The organism is Plantactinospora mayteni, assembly GCF_016862935.1.
GTDB classification, from domain to species: Bacteria; Actinomycetota; Actinomycetes; order Mycobacteriales; family Micromonosporaceae; genus Plantactinospora; species Plantactinospora mayteni.
In genome coordinates this window covers 22,362-40,512 of the sequence record NZ_BONX01000003.1, presented here as the reverse complement: position 1 = coordinate 40,512, position 18,151 = coordinate 22,362, and the positions used below count along the sequence as shown (strand labels likewise).

Here is an 18,151-nt window from a genome sequence, read left to right as displayed (position 1 = left end):
AACCCAGCCGACCAGCCACCGAAAGACATTGTCACACGTCTATCTAATATTCGCAGGAGCTGCGCCACCGCTCGACCGATCGAGCCCAGGTGCCGGACGGCGCGGCGACCGTACTCAGCCCGGGCGGAGCCAGAGTACGCCGAGCGGCGGCACCCGCAGTGTCACCGAGGCGGGCAGGCCGTGCCACGGCTGGTCGTCGGCGGTGACCGCGCCCAAGTTGCCGACCCCGGAACCGCCGTAGCAGTCCGCGTCGGTGTTCAGGATCTCGGACCAGCGCCCGGCCAGCGGCAGCCCGATCCGGTAACCCTCGTGCGGCAGCGCGGCGAAGTTCGCCACGCAGACCAGCGGCGAGCCGTCGGCGGCGATCCGGACGAAGGCCAGGGTGTTGTTGGCGGAGTCGTCCGAGACGATCCACCGGAAGCCGGCCGGTACGGTGTCCTGGGACCAGAGCGCCGAATTGTCCCGGTAGCCGCGGTTCAGGTCCCGGAGCAGCCGCTGCACCCCGGCCCGGCCGGGATCGTCGACCAGGTGCCAGTCCAGTCCTCGGGTCTCGCTCCACTCCCGGTCGTCGCCCAGCTCGCAGCCCATGAAGAGCAGTTGCTTGCCCGGATGCGCCCACATGTACGCCAGCAGCGCGCGTACCCCGGCCAGTTTGCGCCACTGGTCACCGGGCATCTTGCCGAGCAGCGACCCCTTGCCGTGCACCACCTCGTCGTGGCTGATCGGCAGCACGTAGTTCTCGCTCCAGGCGTACACCAGGGAGAAGGTCAGCTCGTTGTGGTGGTGCTGCCGATAGATCGGGTCCTTGCCGAGGTAGCTGAGGGTGTCGTGCATCCAGCCCATGTTCCACTTGAAGCCGAAACCCAGCCCGCCGGAGTCGGTCGACCGGGTCACCCCCGGCCAGGCCGTCGACTCCTCGGCCACCATCAGCACGCCCGGATGCGCGCGATAGACGGTCGCGTCGACCTCCTGGAGCAGCGCGATCGCCTCCAGGTTCTCCCGGCCGCCGTGCTGGTTCGGCAGCCACTCGCCCTCGTTGCGGGAGTAGTCCAGATAGAGCATCGAGGCGACCGCGTCCACCCGCAGACCGTCCACATGGAACTCTTCGCACCAGTAGAGCGCGTTCGCCACCAGGAAGTTGCGGACCTCCGGCCGGCCGTAGTCGAAGACGTACGTGCCCCAGTCCGGGTGCTCGCCCCGGCGCGGGTCGGGGTGCTCGTAGAGCGGGGTGCCGTCGAACCGGGCCAGTGCCCACTCGTCCCGGGGGAAGTGCGCCGGCACCCAGTCCAGCAGTACCCCGATCCCGGCGCCGTGCAGCCGGTCGACCAGATAGCGGAAGTCGTCGGGGTCGCCGAAGCGCGCGGTCGGGGCGTAGTAGCCGGTCACCTGGTAGCCCCAAGAGCCGCCGAACGGGTGCTCCATCACCGGCAGGAACTCCACGTGCGTGAAGCCCAGGTCCAGCACGTACGCGGTGAGCTGCTCGGCCAGTTCCCGATAGGACAGACCCGGCCGCCACGAGCCGAGGTGCACCTCGTAGACGCTGACCGGCTCCTGGTGCGGCTGCCGCCGGGCCCGCCGGTCCAGCCAGTCGGCATCGGACCACGCGTAGCCGGACTCGAATACCACCGAGGCGGTGCTCGGCGGCACCTCGGTACGCCGGGCCAGCGGATCCGCCTTGTCCCGCCACCGCCCGTCCCGGGACAGGATCCGGTATTTGTACCGCTGCCCGGCCGCCGCCTCCGGCACGAAGATCTCCCAGACCCCGCTGCCGCCCAACGAGCGCATCGGCCAGCCCTCGTGCGCGCCCCAGCCGGTGAAGTCGCCGACCACCCGCACGCCCAGGGCGTTCGGCGCCCAGACCGCGAAGGAGACCCCGCCGCCGACGGCGGGCCGGGCGCCGAGCGCCGTCCAGAGCCGCTCGTGCCGGCCCTCCGCGATCAGGTGCAGGTCGAGTTCCCCGACGGTCGGCGGGAAGCGGTACGGGTCGTCACGCACCGCCCCGTCCACCACCACCCGGTAGTCGAGCACCGTGCCGGGGACCGTGGCCTCGAAGATCCCCTCGTCGTGTACCCGGCGCATCGGCTGGCGTTCCTCGCCGACCAGCACCTCCACCGTGCCGGCGCCCCGGCGCAGCGTACGGATCACCGTCCGGTCGCCGTCGGGGTGCGTACCGAGCAGGGCGTGCGGGTCGTGTGCGGTACCCGCGATCAGCTCGTCCATCCCTGGCCTTCCGGTCCGGCGGGGTTGTCGGTGCGGTCCCCGGCCGTTGCCCCGGTCTCGTCGCCCGGCCGGCCGTCCTGCCGGTGCACGGTGAAGCCGTCCTGCGGGTGCACGGTGAAGACGTGTGCGGGGCAGACGAACGGGTCGAGCCGGACGACGTTGCGCTGCCCCCAGTCGTAGCGGGCACCGGTCAGCTCGTCGTGCACGGTGAACCGCTCGTGCCAGTCGAAGCCGAGCGCCGGCATCTCCAGCACGGTGTTGCCCCACTGCACCTGCCCGGGGTCGACCGAGCAGACCACCAGCACGGTGTTGCCGGTCTGCTCGTCCCGTTTCGACCAGCAGAGCAGCGCCGGGTTGTCGATCTCGTGGAAGACCAGGTTGCGGAGCCAGTGCAGCGCCGGGTTGTCCCGCCGGACCGCGTTGAGCCGGGCCAGGAACGGTGCCAGCGACCGCCCCTCCGCCTCGGCCGCCGCCCAGTCCCGGGGACGCAGCTCGAACTTCTCGTTGTCGAGGTATTCCTCGGCGCCCGGCCGGGCAACATGCTCGAAGAGTTCGTAGCCGGCGTAGATCCCCCAGGAGGGCGAGAGCAGGCTGGCCAGCACCGCACGGATCTTGAACATCGGCGGCCCGCAGTGCTGGAGGTGCTCCGGCAGGATGTCCGGGGTGTTCGGCCAGAAGTTCGGCCGCATGTAGTCCGCCGCCGCCACCAGCTCGGTGCAGTATTCCCGCAGCTCGGCCGTGCTGGTCCGCCAGGCGAAGTAGGTGTACGACTGGGTGAAGCCGATCTTGCCGAGCCCGTGCATCACCGCCGGTCGGGTGAACGCCTCGGCCAGGAAGAGCACCTCGGGGTCGTACCGCTTGACCTCCCAGATCAGCCAGTGCCAGAAGTCGAACGGCTTGGTGTGCGGGTTGTCCACCCGGAAGATCCGGACGCCCTGGTCGACCCAGTGCCGCACCACCCGCAGCACCTCGGCCCGGATCCCCTCCGGATCGTCGTCGAAGTTGACCGGATAGATGTCCTGGTATTTCTTCGGCGGATTCTCCGCGTACGCGATCGACCCGTCCGCCCGGCTGGTGAACCACTCCGGATGGGCGGTCACCCACGGGTGGTCCGGCGCGGCCTGGAGCGCCAGGTCCATCGCCACCTCCAGGCCGACCTGCCCGGCGGCGGCGACGAACGCCCGGAAGTCGTCGAGTGTGCCCAGGTCGGGGTGGATCGCGTCGTGCCCGCCCTCGGCCGCGCCGATCGCCCACGGTGAGCCGACGTCGTCCGGGCCGGCGACCAGGGTGTTGTTCCGGCCCTTCCGGTTGATCCGGCCGATCGGGTGGATCGGCGGCAGGTAGAGCACGTCGAAGCCCATCGCGGCCACCCCGGGCAGCCGCTCGGCGGCGGTGCGGAAGGTCCCGGACCGGGCCGCCCGCCCGTCGGTGGCCAGCACCGCTCCCTCGGAGCGCGGGAAGAACTCGTACCAGGCGGAGAAGAGCGCCCTGGACCGGTCCACCCAGATCGGCTGGGTGGGGGCGCTGGTCAGCAGCGTCCGGACCGGATGCGCCCAGAGCAGGTCGGCCAGGTCCAGTGCGGGGGAGACCCGCTCCGGCAGCGGCCGGTCACCGTCCCGCAACGCGGCGGCGGCGGCCCGGACCCGGTCCCGCTCCCGCACCGGTACGCCGTCGGCGGCCCGGTCCAGCAGGTCGGCGCCCTCGGCCAGGTCGTTGGCCAACTCGGCCGGCCCCTGCCCGGCATCGATCTTCTTTCCGACGGCGTCCCGCCAGGTCAGGTAGGGATCCTCGAACGCCTGCACGGTGAAGCTCCACTCGCCCACCGCGTCCGGCCGGATGGTGCCGTGCCACCGGTCGTCGAAATGCGGGCCGGGGCGCATCCGGACCACCGGCCGCGACGCGCCGTCCGGGCCGCGCCAGGCGACCTGGCAGCCCATCGCCGCATGCCCCTCCCGGTACGACCGCGCGGTCACCGGGACCAGTTCGCCGACCACCGCCTTGGCCGGGTACCGGCCACAGGCCACGGACGGCGTCACGTCCTCGATCGGGATCCGTCCACTCACCCTGCCCAACCTACTGGCATTGATCGACCCCCGCCCGCTGGACGCCTCCGCCGGATAGGTGTCGTGTCGTGACCCGGCTAGGTGGCGTCGAGAGTGGAGCGGTAGACCGCCATGGTGCGGTCGGCGATGGCGTCCCAGGAGAAGTGTTCGACCGCCCGGCGCCGGCCGGCCCGGCCCAGCTCGACGGCCCGTCTCGGATCGTCGAGCAGTTCGGTGATCGCGTCCGCCAGGTCGGCGACGAAGCGCTCCGGGTCGAGCGGGGTGCCCGTGCCGTCGCTGGCCTGGGCGATCGGCACCAGCAGACCGGTCGAGCCGTCCGCGACCACCTCCGGGATGCCGCCGGTGGCGGTCGCCACCACCGCGGTCTCGCAGGCCATCGCCTCCAGGTTGACGATGCCCATCGGTTCGTAGACGGACGGGCAGACGAAGACGGTGCTGTGGCTGAGGACCTGGATCACCTCGGGCTTGGGCAGCATCTCGGCCACCCAGACCACCCCCGCCCGGCTGGCCCGCAGCTCGGTGACCAACTCCTCCACCTCGGCGGCGATCTCGGCGGTGTCCGGGGCACCGGCCAGCAGCACGAGCTGGGCCTCGGGCGGCAGCCGGCGGGCCGCCCGGAGCAGGTACGGCAGGCCCTTCTGCCGGGTGATCCGGCCGACGTACGTCACGCTGGGCCGGTCGGGGTCGACGCCGAGCCGCGCCAGCACGTCGGTGCCGGAATCCGGGGCGTACTGGTGGGTGTCGATGCCGTTGTGTACCACCCGGACCCGGTCCGGCGAGACCGTCGGATAGGCGGCCAGCAGGTCGTGCATCATCCCGGCGGAGACCGCGATCACCGCGTCGGCGGCCTCCAGCGCGGTCCGCTCGCACCACGACGAGAGCGCGTAGCCCCCGCCGAGCTGCTCCGCCTTCCACGGCCGCAGCGGTTCCAGGCTGTGCACGGTCACCACGTGCGGTACCCCGTGCAGCAGCTTTGCGACGTGGCCGGCGAGGTTGGCGTACCAGGTGTGGCTGTGCACCACGTCCGTGCCGACCGTACCGGCCGCCATCGCCAGGTCCACCCCCATGGTGCGGAGCGCGGCGTTCGCGCGCGCCAGCTCGGCCGGCTCCGGATACGCGGTGACGCCCGGCTCGGCGTACGGGGGCTGGCGGGGTGCGCCGAAGCAGTGCACCCGGGTGTCGGCGCGGGTACGCAGTTCGCGGGCGAGGTACTCGACGTGCACTCCCGCCCCGCCGTACACCTCCGGGGGGTACTCCCGGGTCAGCAGGTCGACCCGGAGCCGCCGGTCCTTCGGCACCGATTCCGTCACAGCCGGCACCCTAGCCCAGCCCCCTCGAATCCGCCCGAGAAGCGCCGCCCCCACCCCGCCCCGCCCCACCCCGCCCCGCCCCACCCCGCCCCGCCCCGCCCCACCCCGCCCCGCTCCGTCGCGTCGCGCGACAAGGGCGAAGATCGCGCTACTTCACTGGAGTAGTGGCCTCGGTCGCGGGCGGTGGGCACTCCTTCCGGGAAGTAGTGGGGAGGTCAACCGTTCAGCACGAGGGTGACGGCGATGGTGATCATTGTTAGGGCGATCAGGGCGTCGAGGAGGCGCCAGGCGTGGGGGTGGGCGAAGGGGCGGGTGAGCAAGCGGGCGCCGTAGCCGAGGGCGGCGAACCAGACGAAGCTGGCGAGCGCGGCTCCGGCCCCGAACGACCACCGGCCGGACCGGCCGTGGGTGTTGGCGATCGAGCCGACCAGCAGCACGGTGTCCAGGTAGACGTGCGGGTTGAGCCAGGTCATCGCCAGCACGGTGAGTACGGCCGTGCGCAGCGTCGAGCCGCCGCCACCGTTGCCGGCCCGGAGGCTCTGGGTGCCGAAGACCCGGCGGGCGGCGAGCAGGCCGTAGCCGACCAGGAAGGCGGCGCCGGCCCAGCGGAGCACGGTGAGCACGACCGGGGCGCGTTCGACCACCGCCCCGATCCCGGTGACGCCGGCCAGGATCAGCACGGCATCCGAGACGGCGCAGATCGCCACGATCGGCAGCACGTGTTCGGCGCGTACGCCCTGGCGGAGCACGTACGCGTTCTGGGCGCCGATCGCCACGATCAGGGAGAGGCCGACGCCGAACCCGGCGACGAGCACCGGCACCAAGTCGGTCGCGGCGGCGGTGGAGGAGAGGATCACGGGCCCGACCCTAGGGAAGTCGGCCGGACCACTCCAGCTAATCATTCTTACGATTCATTAGGCTTGCTTAACATGGACCTCCAGTTCGAGCAGCTCCGTACCTTCGTCGCCGTGGTCGACGACGGCTCGTTCGAGGCGGCGGCCCGGCGGCTGCACGTCACCCCGTCAGCGGTCAGCCAGCGGATGAAGGCGCTGGAGAGCACCGTCGGCCGGGTGCTGGTCGAGCGCGGCAAGCCGGCCCGCCCGACGCCCTCGGGGCAGGTGGTGCTCCGGCTGGCCCGCCAGGTCGCGCTGCTCGCCACCGACGCGCTCGAGGAGCTGGGGCAGGACTCGGCCGAGCCGGCGGAGTTCAGCCGGATCCCGATCGTGGTCAACGGCGACTCGTTGAACACCTGGGTACTCCCGGCGCTGGCGCTGGCGGCCCGCGAGCGGATCTGTGTCGACGTCTACCGCGAGGACCAGGGCCACTCGGTCGAACTGCTCCGCCAGGGTACGGCGATGGCGGCGATCACCTCCGAGTCCCGGCCGGTGCAGGGCTGCGCGGTACGCCCGCTCGGCCGGATGCGCTACCGCCCGATGGCCAGTCCCGAGTACGTCCGGACCTGGCTGCCGGACGGCCCGACGCTCGGAGCCCTGGCCCGCGCCCCGATGGTTCTCGTCGACCGCCGGGACGACCTCCAGGAGCGCTATCTCCGGCGGAGGTCCCGCCGGGCCTGGAACCCGCCGCGCAGCTACGTGCAGTCCTCCGGCGACTTTCCGGAGGCGATCCGGCTCGGGCTCGGCTGGGGGATGCTGCCGCCCCAGCAGAGCGACCGCTATCCGGCCGGCAGCCTGGTGCCGATCGACCCGGCGGCGGTGGTGGAGGTGCCGCTCTACTGGCAGCAGTGGCGGCTCGACTCCCGGCTCCTCGGCGTACTGGCCGACAGCATCGCCGCCGCAGCCGCCGACGCCCTCGACGGGTAGCCGTCCCGGGTCCCCGACGGGTGGCGGCGGCCGGGGGCTCGGTCAGCGGTGGGTGGTGGTGGGGAGTGGGGCGAATCGGGGTGTTGAAGATCTTGACGGGACGAAGCCGACGAGCCCCGTGCGGTGGGCTGCCGGCTCCGTTACCGTCGGGACATGCCAGCCAAGGTCCTCGCGATCGTCCTGGCCGGGGGAGAGGGCAAGCGACTGATGCCCCTCACCGCCGACCGGGCCAAACCGGCCGTCCCGTTCGGCGGCATGTACCGCATGATCGATTTTGTGCTGTCCAACCTGGCCAATGGCGGGTTCCTCAAGATCGTCGTGTTGACGCAGTACAAGTCGCACTCGCTGGACCGGCACGTCACCAAGACCTGGCGGATGTCGAACCTGCTCGGCAACTACGTGACGCCGGTACCGGCGCAGCAGCGCCGCGGACCGTGGTGGTTCGCCGGCTCCGCCGACGCGATCTACCAGAGCTTCAACCTGATCAACGACGAGCAGCCGGACTACGTCATCGTGTTCGGCGCCGACCACATCTACCGGATGGATCCCCGGCAGATGCTGGAGCAGCACATCTCCTCCGGCGCCGGGGTGACCGTCGCCGGCATCCGCCAGCCGCTCTCCTCGGCCGACCAGTTCGGCGTGATCGAGGTCGGGTCGGACGGCCGGCGGATCCAGGCGTTCCGGGAGAAGCCGACCGACGCGAAGGGCCTGCCGGACGCGCCCGACGAGATCTACGCGTCGATGGGCAACTACGTCTTCACCACCAAGGTGCTCTGCGAGACGGTGGAGACCGACGCGGCCGACAAGGCCAGCAAGCACGACATGGGCGGCAGCATCATCCCGATGCTGGTCGAGCGGGGCGAGGCGAACGTCTACGACTTCCGGGACAACGAGGTGCCGGGCAGTACCGACCGGGACCGGGCGTACTGGCGGGACGTGGGGACGCTGGACTCGTTCTACGAGGCGCACATGGACCTGATCGCCGTACACCCGGTCTTCAACCTCTACAACTACGAGTGGCCGATCTACACCGACCACCCGCCGTGGCCGCCGGCGAAGTTCGTGCACGGGCTGGAGGAACGGGTCGGCCGGGCGGTGGAGTCGATGATCTCGCCGGGGGTGGTGATCTCGGGCGCCCTGGTGGAGAACTCGGTCGTCTCGCCGAATGTCCGGGTGCACTCCTGGGCCCACGTGGAAGGCTCGGTGGTGATGGAGGGAGTGGAGATCGGCCGGCACGCCGTCGTCCGCAACGCCATCCTCGACAAGAACGTGGTGGTGCCGGAGGGCGCGGAGATCGGCGTCGACCTGGACCGCGACCGCGAGCGGTACACGGTCTCCGACCGTGGGATCGTGGTCGTCGGCAAGGGGCAGCGCGTCGAGCCCTGACCCGTCGACCACCACGACCGCGCCGGTTCCCCGTGCCCACACCCGTGCCAGCTCAGGTCGGGGACGGTGCGGATCCGCCCCGTCAGAAGGAGGCCACATGTCGGTACACGCCCGCGCCGGCCAGCCCGCCGAGCCCGAGGACCTGGTGGACGTGCCCCGGCTCGTCACCGCGTACTACGCCGAGCAGCCGGACCCGGCCGACCCGGCGCAGCAGGTCTCGTTCGGCACCTCGGGGCACCGTGGGTCGAGCCTGCGGGCCGCGTTCAACGAGCGGCACATCCTGGCGATCACGCAGGCGACCTGCGAATACCGGCGGGAGCAGGGCGTCGACGGGCCGCTCTTCCTGGCCCGCGACACGCACGCGCTCTCCGAGCCGGCGATGGTGAGCGCGCTGGAGGTGCTGGCCGGCAACGAGGTGACGGTGCTGGTCGACAGCCGGGACGGCTACACCCCGACCCCGGCACTGTCGCACGCGGTGCTCCGGCACAACTCCGGGCGTACCGGCGGGCTCGCCGACGGGATCGTGATCACCCCGTCGCACAACCCGCCGTCGGACGGCGGATTCAAGTACAACCCGACGCATGGCGGGCCGGCCGACACCGACGCGACCAGGTGGATCCAGGACCGGGCGAACGCGCTGCTGGCCGACGGGCTCCGCGAGGTCAGGCGCATCCCGTACGCCCGGGCGCGCGCCGCCGACACCACCGGCGGCTACGACTTCCTCGCCGAGTACGTCGACGAGCTGCCCTCGGCACTTGACCTGGCGGCGGTACGGGCCGCCGGGGTGCGGATCGGCGCGGACCCGCTGGGCGGGGCGAGCGTGGCGTACTGGGGCGAGATCGCGGACCGGCACGGGCTGGACCTGACCGTGGTGAATCCGCTGGTCGACCCGGCCTGGCGGTTCATGACCCTGGACTGGGACGGCAAGATCCGGATGGACTGCTCGTCCCCGTACGCGATGGCCTCGCTGATCGCCCGGCGCGCCGAGTACCAGGTCGCCACCGGCAACGACGCGGACGCCGACCGGCACGGCATCGTCACCCCGGACGGCGGTCTGCTGAACCCGAACCACTACCTGGCGGTGGCGATCTCCTACCTGTTCCGCAACCGGCCCGACTGGTCCGCCGGGGCGGCGGTCGGCAAGACCCTGGTCTCCTCGTCCATGATCGACCGGGTCGCCGCCGACCTGGGCCGGAAGCTGCTGGAGGTCCCGGTCGGCTTCAAGTGGTTCGTGCCGGGGCTGCTGGACGGCTCGGTCGGCTTCGGCGGCGAGGAGAGCGCCGGGGCGTCGTTCCTGGCCCGCGACGGCCGGACCTGGACCACCGACAAGGACGGCATCCTGCTCTGCCTGCTGGCCGCCGAGATCATCGCGGTGACCGGTCGGACTCCGAGCGAGCACTATGCCGACCTGGTGTCCCGGTTCGGCGAGCCGGCGTACGCCCGGATCGACGCGCCGGCCGACCGGGCCCAGAAGGCCGTGCTCGGGCGGCTCTCCCCGGACCAGGTCACCGCCACCGAGCTGGCCGGGGAGCCGATCACCGCCACCCTGACCGAGGCGCCGGGCAACGGTGCGGCGATCGGCGGGCTGAAGGTCAGTACCGGGTCCGGCTGGTTCGCCGCCCGCCCGTCCGGCACCGAGGACGTCTACAAGATCTACGCGGAGTCCTTCCGGGGACCGGAGCACCTCGGCCGACTCCAGGAAGAGGCGCAGGCGCTGATCACCGACGTGCTGAAGGGCGCCTGACCAGGCCGGCCCGAGGGGTGTGCCGCCGGCCGGGTCAGTCCCGTACCGGCGGTGCCCCGGTCTCCGGCCACCGGTCGCCGGCGTCGAGCCGTCTGCGCAGCAGCGCGGCCAGCGGCATCGACTGGCCGTCCGGTCCGCCCTCACCGATGATCAGCTTTGCCGGTTGCGGCCGGGGAGTCGCACCGGTCAACCGGGTACGCAGGCTGGTCGGCACCGTCAGCAGGTAGAAGTTCCCGGCGGCGTCCACCGCGTGGATCCGGGCGAGGTCCAGATACCAGCCGGTGAGGTTGGTGCGGTAGCGGGTACGGCCGTTGTAGGCGAGCGCGGTCAGCCTGGTCTGCCGCAGTCCCCGCTCCCGGGCCTGTGCGGCGAACGCCGCGACGAGTTGCCGGGCCTGTTCGTGCTCCGCGTCCCGACGGTGCTGGTCGGCCAGTGCCCGGGCGGCGACCGCCTGCCGTCGTTGCCCCGCCCAGTCACCGGACCCGTCCTGTCGCATCTGTCGGACGGTACGCCCACCGCGATCGTCGGCGCCGGCCGAGCCCGGCTATCCGCCGTACGGAGGGGCGCCGGGATTCCCGGGTGGGCGGGACTGCCCGGGTGGGCCGTAGCCGGACGGATAGCCGCCCGGCGGCGCGGGATATCCGGACTGCTGGGGTGGTGCTGCCGGATATCCGGGCGACGGTGCTCCCGGCGGTCCCGGATAGCGCGCGGTCGGGGCGGGATGAGCCGGCAACGGGTGCCCGGGACCGGGTGGCCCGCCGGTGGTCCGTCGACGGCGTCGGGCGCGTACCAGCACCCAGCCGAGTACGCCGGCACCGGCCAGTACCACCAGCAGGCAGAGCCCGCCGACCACGTACGCGGCGGGGCTGAGCCGGATGTCGGCCGACCCGCCGGGCGCTGGTGCGGCGACGGCTGGTGACATCGTGTCCGCCGTTGGAGTCGGTTCGGTGGACGGGGTGGGCTGTGCCCCGGCCGGGTCGACGTCGGCGGTGAGCGCCTCGACGAGGTTGAGCACGCCGTGGCCGTACTCGGGATCCCGGCCCCGGGCGCCCCGGTCGGTGGCGGTCGCGGTGAGCCGGTGCACCACCTCGGGTGCGGTGAGGTCCGGATACTTCGCCCGGACCAGCGCGGCGGCCCCGGCCACGATCGCGGTGGAGTCGCTTGTCCCGCTGGCGGCCTGGTACGCCCCGGTGCGGCTGGTGGAGGCGATGTCCACCCCGGGTGCGACAAGTCCGACCGCTTTGCCGGTGACGCTGATCGGGGCGAGTTTCCCGTCCCGTCCGGTGGCGCCGACGGCGAGTACGCCCGGGTAGGCGGCCGGCCAACCCATGAATGCGTCGTCCGGCCGGTTTCCGGTGGCGGCCACCACGACGATGTCGGCGGCCAGGGCGTCCTGGACGGCTTGCCGCAGGCTTTCGCTGGCACCGGCGGTCAGCGACAGCGACATCACGCCCGCCTTGCGGCGAACCGCCTCCCGGACCGCCGGCGGCAGGTCGTCGCCGGCACCGACCTTGGTCCGCGAGCTGCGGATCGGCAGGATCTTGGCCTTGGGGGCGATCCCGAGAACGCCGTCGGCGTTACCCGGACCGTGCCCGTGCCCGGCGATGAGTCCCGCCATCGCGGTGCCGTGTCCGTCGGTGTCCTGCCGGCCGTCGGTGTCCGCGCCGGTCACGTCGACGCCGGGCAGGATGTTGCCGGTCAGGTCCTTGTGGTCGGCCCGTACCCCGGTGTCGATCACCGCCACCACGACACCGGCCCCCTGGGTGACCCGGTGTGCCTCGGCGACGCCGAGCGCCCGCAGGTGCCACTGCCGGTCCCGGACCGTGTCCGCCAGCGCCGGTGGCGCGCTGAGTGGTATCGCGAGCAGACCGCAGACGGCTGCCGCGCACCAGCGCGGCAGCCGTGCGTGGAACCGGGTGGCTCTCGTCACCGGTCCTTCCCGAGGATGCCGCCACCGGCCTCGTGTCGGCTGACGTCCCGGTTCGGCTCGATCTCGGGGGCGACGCCCTGCTCGACCTCCCACGGGTTGTCGGGGTCCCACTGCTTCTGGTCGGGGTCGTCCTGGTCGCGACGGCCACGGGCACCGCCGGTCGCGCCGGCCCCGGTCGCACCGCTCGCGCCGGGCCGGCGGGTACCCGACCTGGCGCCGGCCGGGCCGGCCCCGGCCCCGCCAGCCGCGCCGGGACGGCCGCCACCCTGCTGCCCGATGACGCCGCCCACCGGGTTCACCCCCTTGGGTACGCCGCCCGAGCGGGGTGCGCCGACGCCGCCCGGTGGTACGCCGGCGCCTCCGCCGGGGCGGGCACCGATCACGCCACCCGGCGGTATACCGGTCGGCCCCGAACCGAGCGGACCGACCTTGCCCGGTACGCCGGGGCCACCGCGCGGCCCGGCGCCGAGTCCCGGGCCGATGCCCGGCGGTCGGCCGGGGCCGGGCGTCGGCACGCCGATGGTCGGCGGGACGACCGGCGATACCGGAGGCGGCGGCCCGACCGGCGGGCTGGGCGGCGGTGCGACGGGCGGCGGTGCGGTGGGGGGCGGGACGACGCCGGTCAGGGTCGGGCCGTCCTCCAACGGAGAGGTGGGCGGGCTGACCGGCTCGGGAGTCAGTTCGGTCCCGATGTTCGGCGGCAGAGTCCCCTCGATGAAGCCGGGGCGGGACTCCTCCTCCTCGCCGCGACGGCGCGGCGGCGGATTGACGATGGGCGGGCGGACCGTTCCGTCTGAGTCGTCGTCGATTGGCTCCGGGGTGCCCTCCCTGTTGATCAACGGGGGGACGTATTCCGGTGGCGGCTGGATCCGGCCGCCACCGTCCCGGGCCGAGCCGTCCACCTCCACCTGTACCGCGCGGGCCCGGGCGACCAGCGCCGCCTGCTGGGCGTCGCTCACCGGCGGGTCGGTGAGGAGCGTCATCGCGCCCTCGCCGAGGAAGTCCCCGGCCTTCTGACCCAGCGCGGTCAGGCCGAAGCGCGACCCGGCGACCCCGCCGGCCGTCCCCCCGATGTCGCCGGCCAGCTCGACCTGCCGCTGGTAATCGGCCAGCTTCCGCTGGTTTTCCAGGTATTCCTTGTAGATCGGCTCCAGCTTGGTCCGCGCCTGCTCGATGGCGTCCGCCACGTGCCCGATGTGCGTGGCGTTGTTCTGGGCCGAGGTCGACGTCTGCCGGCTCGCCTCGATCAGCCGGTCCAGTTCGACCATGTACGCGGCCGAGGCCGCGTTCTGCTCCGGCGGCCACAGCGCGGCGAGCTGGTCACGGCAGTCCTGCAACCTGGTGGCGTGCCCGCCCAGCATGCTGGACGCCCGCTCCCAGGCCGCCACCTGGTCCCGGCTCGGCTGGAGCTTCTGCTGTGCCGCCTCGACCAGCCGCCACAGGTGCGGGATGTATTCCTCAGCCATTGCCGTCGCCTCCCGTCCCGGTGGCCGGCGCACCCGGATTCGGGTGGGATTCCGGCCTGGTCTGCTCGGTCGGCGGCAGGACTTCGTGCACGTCGTTCACGGTGGCGTGCGCGAACGCGTCGGAGCCGCGGTAGTTGGCGGCGATCTGCTCGGCCGCCTGTGCCACCGCCTGGGTGCCCTTGTCCAGGTTGACCAGTGCCTCCAGGCTCTTGCGGATGCACTCGTCGTAGCGCTCCTGAAGGTGCAGCCAGTCGTCGCCCTCGAGTCGGTCGCCGATGGTGGCGCCCGGCTCCATGGCGTCGTGCACCGGCGGTACCTGGGTGCGGTAGCCCTCCTTGAGTTCGTCGCGCATCGCCGCCGCGGCGCTCGCCAGGCCGTCGATCTCGACATTGATCTGGCCGATGACCGCCGCGGCTGCCGCGCCGATCGCGCCGGCCGCCGCGCCCACCGATGGACCAACCGGGCTCATCGCAGCCCCTCCCCGTGGATGGTTGGGTGACGTGGTCGCGCCTGATTGTAGCTGAATCACGACAAGCGACTCGTTGTCAAATCGGACGTGGTGGATCGCGAAGTGGACAGTGTGCGCTGCGGTGTGCGGCATTTTTCGGCGCCGGACGGCCCAAGGGGGGCCGACCCGTCCGGACATCCCCACCGGTTCGCCCGATCCCTCGCCGGCCGTCGACCCCGGTTCACCCCGATGTCGCCCGGTGCACGCCTTCCGGCCGTCGGCCGTGGTGATGCTGTGCCCCGATCGCCGGGCCGGACCCGGCGCGACCAGTGAACCTTTTTCAACCTGAACCGCGCGGCGCTCACCCACCGCGTCCGACCTTGCGCTCCGACGGAGCGCAAGGGGAGGTGGAAAAAGGTTCAGTCGACACCGCACCGGAGGCCCGGCCGACTCGGGCTCCGAGGCACCACATTGGAACAGGTGATTACCGATGTCCCGACGGCGCCAACTGATCGGCGCGCTGCTGGTGACGGCGGCCGTACTGGCCGGGATGCCCACCGGCGTCCAGGCGGGCGAGCGCCACCGACCGGAGTCCCGGCGGAGTTTCGACCTACAGGCCCACCGGGGCGGGCTCGGCCTGCGGGTGGAGAACACCCTCGCCTCGTTCGGCAACGCGCTCCAGCTCGGGGTCAGCACCCTCGAACTGGACGTGCAGGTGACCGAGGACCGGCAGGTGGTGGTGACCCACGACCGCCGGGTCACCGGTACGAAGTGTGTCGACACCGCCCCGGCCACCCCGAACGACCCCGAGTTCCCGTACGTCGGCAAGTACGTCAACACGCTGACCCTGGCCCAGGTGCGTACCCTCGACTGCGGTACGAAGACGCTGGCCGACAAGCCGGGCCAGCTCGCCGTACCCGGGGCTCCGATGCCGTTGCTGCGCGAGGTCCTCGCGCTCGTCAACCGCTACCGGGCGGACGACGTCATGCTCAACGTGGAGACCAAGGTGGAGGCCGGCGCGCCGACCGAGACCGCTCCCCGGGAGCAGTTCGTGCAGCTCACCGCGGCCGAGATCCGGGCCGCCGGGCTGCTGAGGCAGGTCACCATCCAGAGCTTCGACTGGGGCGCGCTGATGCGGATGCGTCAGGTCGAGCCCCGGCTGCCGCTGGTCGCGCTGACGAACTACGACTTCCTCCAGACCGGGCAGCCGGGCGCCTCGCCCTGGCTCGGCGGCCTCGACATCGACGACTTCGGCGGCGACCCGATCAAGGCGATCAAGACCTTCGGCGCCACCGCCTTCTCGCCGGTGCACGGGTTCCCGCAGAACGGTACGGTCACCGACCCGGGCTACCGGCCGTACGTGACGAAGGAGATGGTCGCGCACGCGCACCGCAACGGCATCAAGGTGGTGCCGTGGACGATCGACGACGTGCCGACGATGGCGAAGCTGCTCGACGACGGGGTGGACGGCATCATCACCGACTACCCGGACCGGCTGCGTGCGCTGCTGGCGGAGCGCCGGATCGCGCTGCCGAAGGGGTACGCCGCGCCGTTCGACATCCAGGCGCACCGGGGTGGCCGGGCCACGAGGCCGGAGAACACCCTGCCGGCCTTCGCCAACGCGCTCGGCAACCCGGCCATCTCCACGCTGGAGCTGGACACCGGGGTGACCCGGGACGGCCACCTGGTGGTGCTGCACGACCGCACCGTCAACGGCAGCCACTGCGAGGACACCGCGCCGGTCCGGCCGGGTGACCCGGCGTTCCCGTACGTCGGCAAGCGGGTGCACGACCTGACGCTGGCGCAGCTCCGGACCATCGACTGCGGCTCGAAGACCCTGCCGGAGCTGCCGGAGCAGGTGGCCGTGCCGGGTGCCCGGATCCCGACCCTGGACGAGGTCTTCGACCTGGTAGGGCGCAGCGGCCGGCGGGACGTACGGCTGAACATCGAGACCAAGCTGAGCCCGCTGGTGGCGGACACCGAGCCGTACCGGAGCTTCACCGCGAAGCTGGTCCGGGCGGTCGAGCGGGCCGGCTTCGTGGACCGGGTGACGATCCAGTCGTTCGACTGGCGGACCATCACCTACGCCCGGGACCTCAACCGGCGGATCGAGACCGTCGCCCTGGTCTGGCAGTACGGCCCGGCCGAGTGCGCCAGCCTCGCCGACGAGTGCTCGCTCCAGGCGGTCTACGGCGACCGCTCGGTACGCAGCCCGTGGACGGCCGGGCTGGACTGGTGGCGGTACCGGGACCTCGGCAAGCTGGTCCGGGCGTCCGGCGCCGGCACGGTCTCGGCCAACTGGCAGGTGCACGACCCGGCCCAGGGCACGGTGCCGTCGGCCGACTGGTATCTGCGGCAGGACCCGGCGTACTTCCACGGGCCGACGGTCGCCGACCTGCAACGGCGGTCCGGGCTGAAGGTAGTGCCGTACACGGTGGACGATCCGGCGGTGATGCAGCGGGTGATCGACCTCGGGGTGGACGGCATCATCACCGACTATCCCGAGCGGCTGGTGGCGGTGGCGATCCGCAACGGCCTGCGCTGACCTGACCGCGAGACGGGCTCCCTGGACGTCCAGGGAGCCCGTCGTCGTCACACCCGCTCGAAGTAGCCGCGTACCTCGGCGACGACGGTCTCCACCTGCTCCTCGGTGAGTTCCGGATAGATCGGCAGGGAGAGGCACTCCCGGGCCCACGCCTCGGTGACCGGCAGGTCGCCGGGCTTGTATCCGAGCGCGGCGTACGCCGGTTGCAGGTGCAGCGGGATCGGATAGTGCACCCCGGCGCCGATGCCGGCTTCGCGCAGGTGGGCCAGCAACCCGTCCCGATAGCGGGTCCGGAGCACGAAGAGGTGGTAGACGCCGCGCCGGTTCGGCGGCTCGGCCGGCAGCACCAGGTCGCCGACCCCGTCGAGCCGGGACCGGTACGCCGCCGCCAACTCCCGCCGCCGCCGGTTGCCCTCGGCCAGCGTGCCCAGCTTGACCGCGAGTACGGCCGCCTGCACCGTGTCCAGCCGGGCCGCGTAGCCGACGGTGAGGTGCTCGTACTTGCTGGTGCGGCCGTGGTCGGAGAGCCGCCGGATCCGTTCGGCGAGGGCCGGGTCGGAGGTGGTGACCGCGCCCGCGTCGCCGAACGCCCCGAGGTTCTTGCCGGGATAGAACGAGAAGCAGCCGATCCGGCCGTACGCCCCGGCCCGGACCACCGAACCGTCGTCCCGGACGTACTCGGCGCCGTGCGCCTGGGCGGAGTCCTCGATCAGCGGCACCCCGGCGGCCGAGGCGAGCGCGCCGATCGCGGTCAGGTCGACCGGCAGGCCGTAGAGGTGCACCGGCAGCACCGCCCGGACCCGGTCGAGCACCGACTTCAGCGCGTCCGGGTCCATCCCGCCGGTCTCGGCGTCCACCTCGACGAAGCGCGGCCTGGCCCCCAGCCAGCTCACCGGTTCGGCGGTGGCGACGAAGGTGTGCGCCGGCACCGCCACCTCGTCGCCGGGCCCGACCCCGAGCGCGGCCAGGCTCAGGTGGATCGCGGCGGTGCCGGAGGCGACCCCGATCGCGTGGGTGGTGCCGCAGAAGGCGGCGAACTCCGACTCGAACTCGCCGACCTCGCGGCCCAGGATGAACCGGGTCTCCTCGACGACCGCGCGGATCGCCGCGTCGATCGCGTCCCGGTGCCGGTCGTAGGCGGCGGCCAGGTCGACCAGGGGGATTCGGGCCATGTCACGCTCCTGTGTGCTCGGTGCTGCTCGGTCGCGGCGCTGCCCGG

The 18,151-nt window shown here is 72.4% G+C and carries 13 protein-coding genes; 4 read left to right on the top strand and 9 right to left on the bottom strand.

Going from position 1 to position 18,151, the window contains the following annotated elements:
- Window positions 1-114: 114 nt before the first annotated feature.
- The 4 genes from glgB to Pma05_RS02330 form a co-directional block, all read right to left on the bottom strand.
- On the bottom strand, window positions 115-2,220 hold the full coding sequence (gene glgB / locus Pma05_RS02345) for a 1,4-alpha-glucan branching protein GlgB (protein ID WP_203855576.1): 2,106 nt from the start codon (window positions 2,218-2,220) through the stop codon (window positions 115-117).
- Complete coding sequence (locus tag Pma05_RS02340) at window positions 2,208-4,283, bottom strand: alpha-1,4-glucan--maltose-1-phosphate maltosyltransferase (protein ID WP_203855575.1); 2,076 nt, start codon at window positions 4,281-4,283, stop codon at window positions 2,208-2,210. Before Pma05_RS02340 ends, glgB begins: the two co-directional genes overlap by 13 nt.
- 77 nt (window positions 4,284-4,360) lie before the next feature.
- Window positions 4,361-5,593: a glycogen synthase gene (glgA, locus tag Pma05_RS02335; RefSeq protein WP_203855574.1), complete on the bottom strand. Its 1,233-nt coding sequence runs from the start codon at window positions 5,591-5,593 to the stop codon at window positions 4,361-4,363.
- A 215-nt stretch (window positions 5,594-5,808) separates the two neighbouring features.
- The gene (locus Pma05_RS02330; protein WP_372441423.1) at window positions 5,809-6,450 is read right to left on the bottom strand and encodes a LysE/ArgO family amino acid transporter; all 642 of its coding nucleotides are present in this window, start codon (window positions 6,448-6,450) and stop codon (window positions 5,809-5,811) included.
- Window positions 6,451-6,522: 72 nt separating this feature from the next.
- Here Pma05_RS02330 and Pma05_RS02325 point away from each other — a divergent pair, with 72 nt between their 5' ends.
- The 3 genes from Pma05_RS02325 to pgm all read left to right on the top strand — a co-directional run bounded on the left by Pma05_RS02325 (window position 6,523) and on the right by pgm (window position 10,543).
- Window positions 6,523-7,413: a LysR family transcriptional regulator ArgP gene (locus Pma05_RS02325; RefSeq protein ID WP_203855573.1), complete on the top strand. Its 891-nt coding sequence runs from the start codon at window positions 6,523-6,525 to the stop codon at window positions 7,411-7,413.
- Window positions 7,414-7,536: 123 nt separating this feature from the next.
- Window positions 7,537-8,799: a glucose-1-phosphate adenylyltransferase gene (gene glgC / locus Pma05_RS02320; protein WP_275414635.1), complete on the top strand. Its 1,263-nt coding sequence runs from the start codon at window positions 7,537-7,539 to the stop codon at window positions 8,797-8,799.
- Window positions 8,800-8,896: 97 nt separating this feature from the next.
- The gene (gene pgm / locus Pma05_RS02315) at window positions 8,897-10,543 is read left to right on the top strand and encodes a phosphoglucomutase (alpha-D-glucose-1,6-bisphosphate-dependent) (protein WP_203855571.1); all 1,647 of its coding nucleotides are present in this window, start codon (window positions 8,897-8,899) and stop codon (window positions 10,541-10,543) included.
- Window positions 10,544-10,577: 34 nt separating this feature from the next.
- On the opposite strand, the gene Pma05_RS02310 is transcribed toward pgm, so the two are convergent.
- The 4 genes from Pma05_RS02310 to Pma05_RS02295 are packed head-to-tail and all read right to left on the bottom strand — an operon-like array spanning window position 10,578 to window position 14,387.
- Window positions 10,578-11,039, bottom strand: a complete 462-nt coding sequence (locus Pma05_RS02310; protein WP_203855570.1) for a hypothetical protein — start codon at window positions 11,037-11,039, stop codon at window positions 10,578-10,580.
- Window positions 11,040-11,087: 48 nt separating this feature from the next.
- Window positions 11,088-12,473, bottom strand: coding sequence for a S8 family serine peptidase (locus Pma05_RS02305; protein ID WP_239311554.1), 1,386 nt, complete (start codon window positions 12,471-12,473; stop codon window positions 11,088-11,090).
- Window positions 12,470-13,939, bottom strand: coding sequence for an MCP four helix bundle domain-containing protein (locus tag Pma05_RS43365; RefSeq protein WP_203855569.1), 1,470 nt, complete (start codon window positions 13,937-13,939; stop codon window positions 12,470-12,472). The genes Pma05_RS02305 and Pma05_RS43365 overlap by 4 nt, the downstream gene beginning before the upstream one ends.
- Entirely contained in the window at window positions 13,932-14,387 is a 456-nt protein-coding gene (locus Pma05_RS02295) for a hypothetical protein (protein WP_203855568.1), read from the bottom strand. Before Pma05_RS02295 ends, Pma05_RS43365 begins: the two co-directional genes overlap by 8 nt.
- 490 nt (window positions 14,388-14,877) lie before the next feature.
- Here Pma05_RS02295 and Pma05_RS42250 point away from each other — a divergent pair, with 490 nt between their 5' ends.
- Window positions 14,878-16,932 carry a glycerophosphodiester phosphodiesterase family protein gene (locus Pma05_RS42250; protein WP_239311553.1) on the top strand — a complete coding sequence of 685 codons (2,055 nt, stop codon included), beginning with the start codon at window positions 14,878-14,880 and terminating at the stop codon, window positions 16,930-16,932.
- Window positions 16,933-16,979: 47 nt separating this feature from the next.
- Here the strand turns inward: Pma05_RS42250 and Pma05_RS02280 are convergent, their stop codons facing one another.
- A complete protein-coding gene (locus Pma05_RS02280; RefSeq protein ID WP_203855567.1) occupies window positions 16,980-18,104 on the bottom strand; it encodes a DegT/DnrJ/EryC1/StrS family aminotransferase in 1,125 nt (374 codons plus the stop codon).
- Between the last annotated feature and the right edge of the window lie 47 nt (window positions 18,105-18,151).

Excerpts from the sequence above, each read along its gene's own strand:
- glgB (WP_203855576.1), bottom strand. The coding sequence starts at position 2,220 with ATGGACGAGCTGATCGCGGGTACCGCACACGACCCGCACGCCCTGCTC.
- Pma05_RS02325 (WP_203855573.1), top strand. The coding sequence starts at position 6,523 with ATGGACCTCCAGTTCGAGCAGCTCCGTACCTTCGTCGCCGTGGTCGAC.
- pgm (WP_203855571.1), top strand. The coding sequence starts at position 8,897 with ATGTCGGTACACGCCCGCGCCGGCCAGCCCGCCGAGCCCGAGGACCTG.
- Pma05_RS02310 (WP_203855570.1), bottom strand. The coding sequence starts at position 11,039 with ATGCGACAGGACGGGTCCGGTGACTGGGCGGGGCAACGACGGCAGGCG.
- Pma05_RS43365 (WP_203855569.1), bottom strand. The coding sequence starts at position 13,939 with ATGGCTGAGGAATACATCCCGCACCTGTGGCGGCTGGTCGAGGCGGCA.
- Pma05_RS42250 (WP_239311553.1), top strand. The coding sequence starts at position 14,878 with ATGTCCCGACGGCGCCAACTGATCGGCGCGCTGCTGGTGACGGCGGCC.
- Pma05_RS02280 (WP_203855567.1), bottom strand. The coding sequence starts at position 18,104 with ATGGCCCGAATCCCCCTGGTCGACCTGGCCGCCGCCTACGACCGGCAC.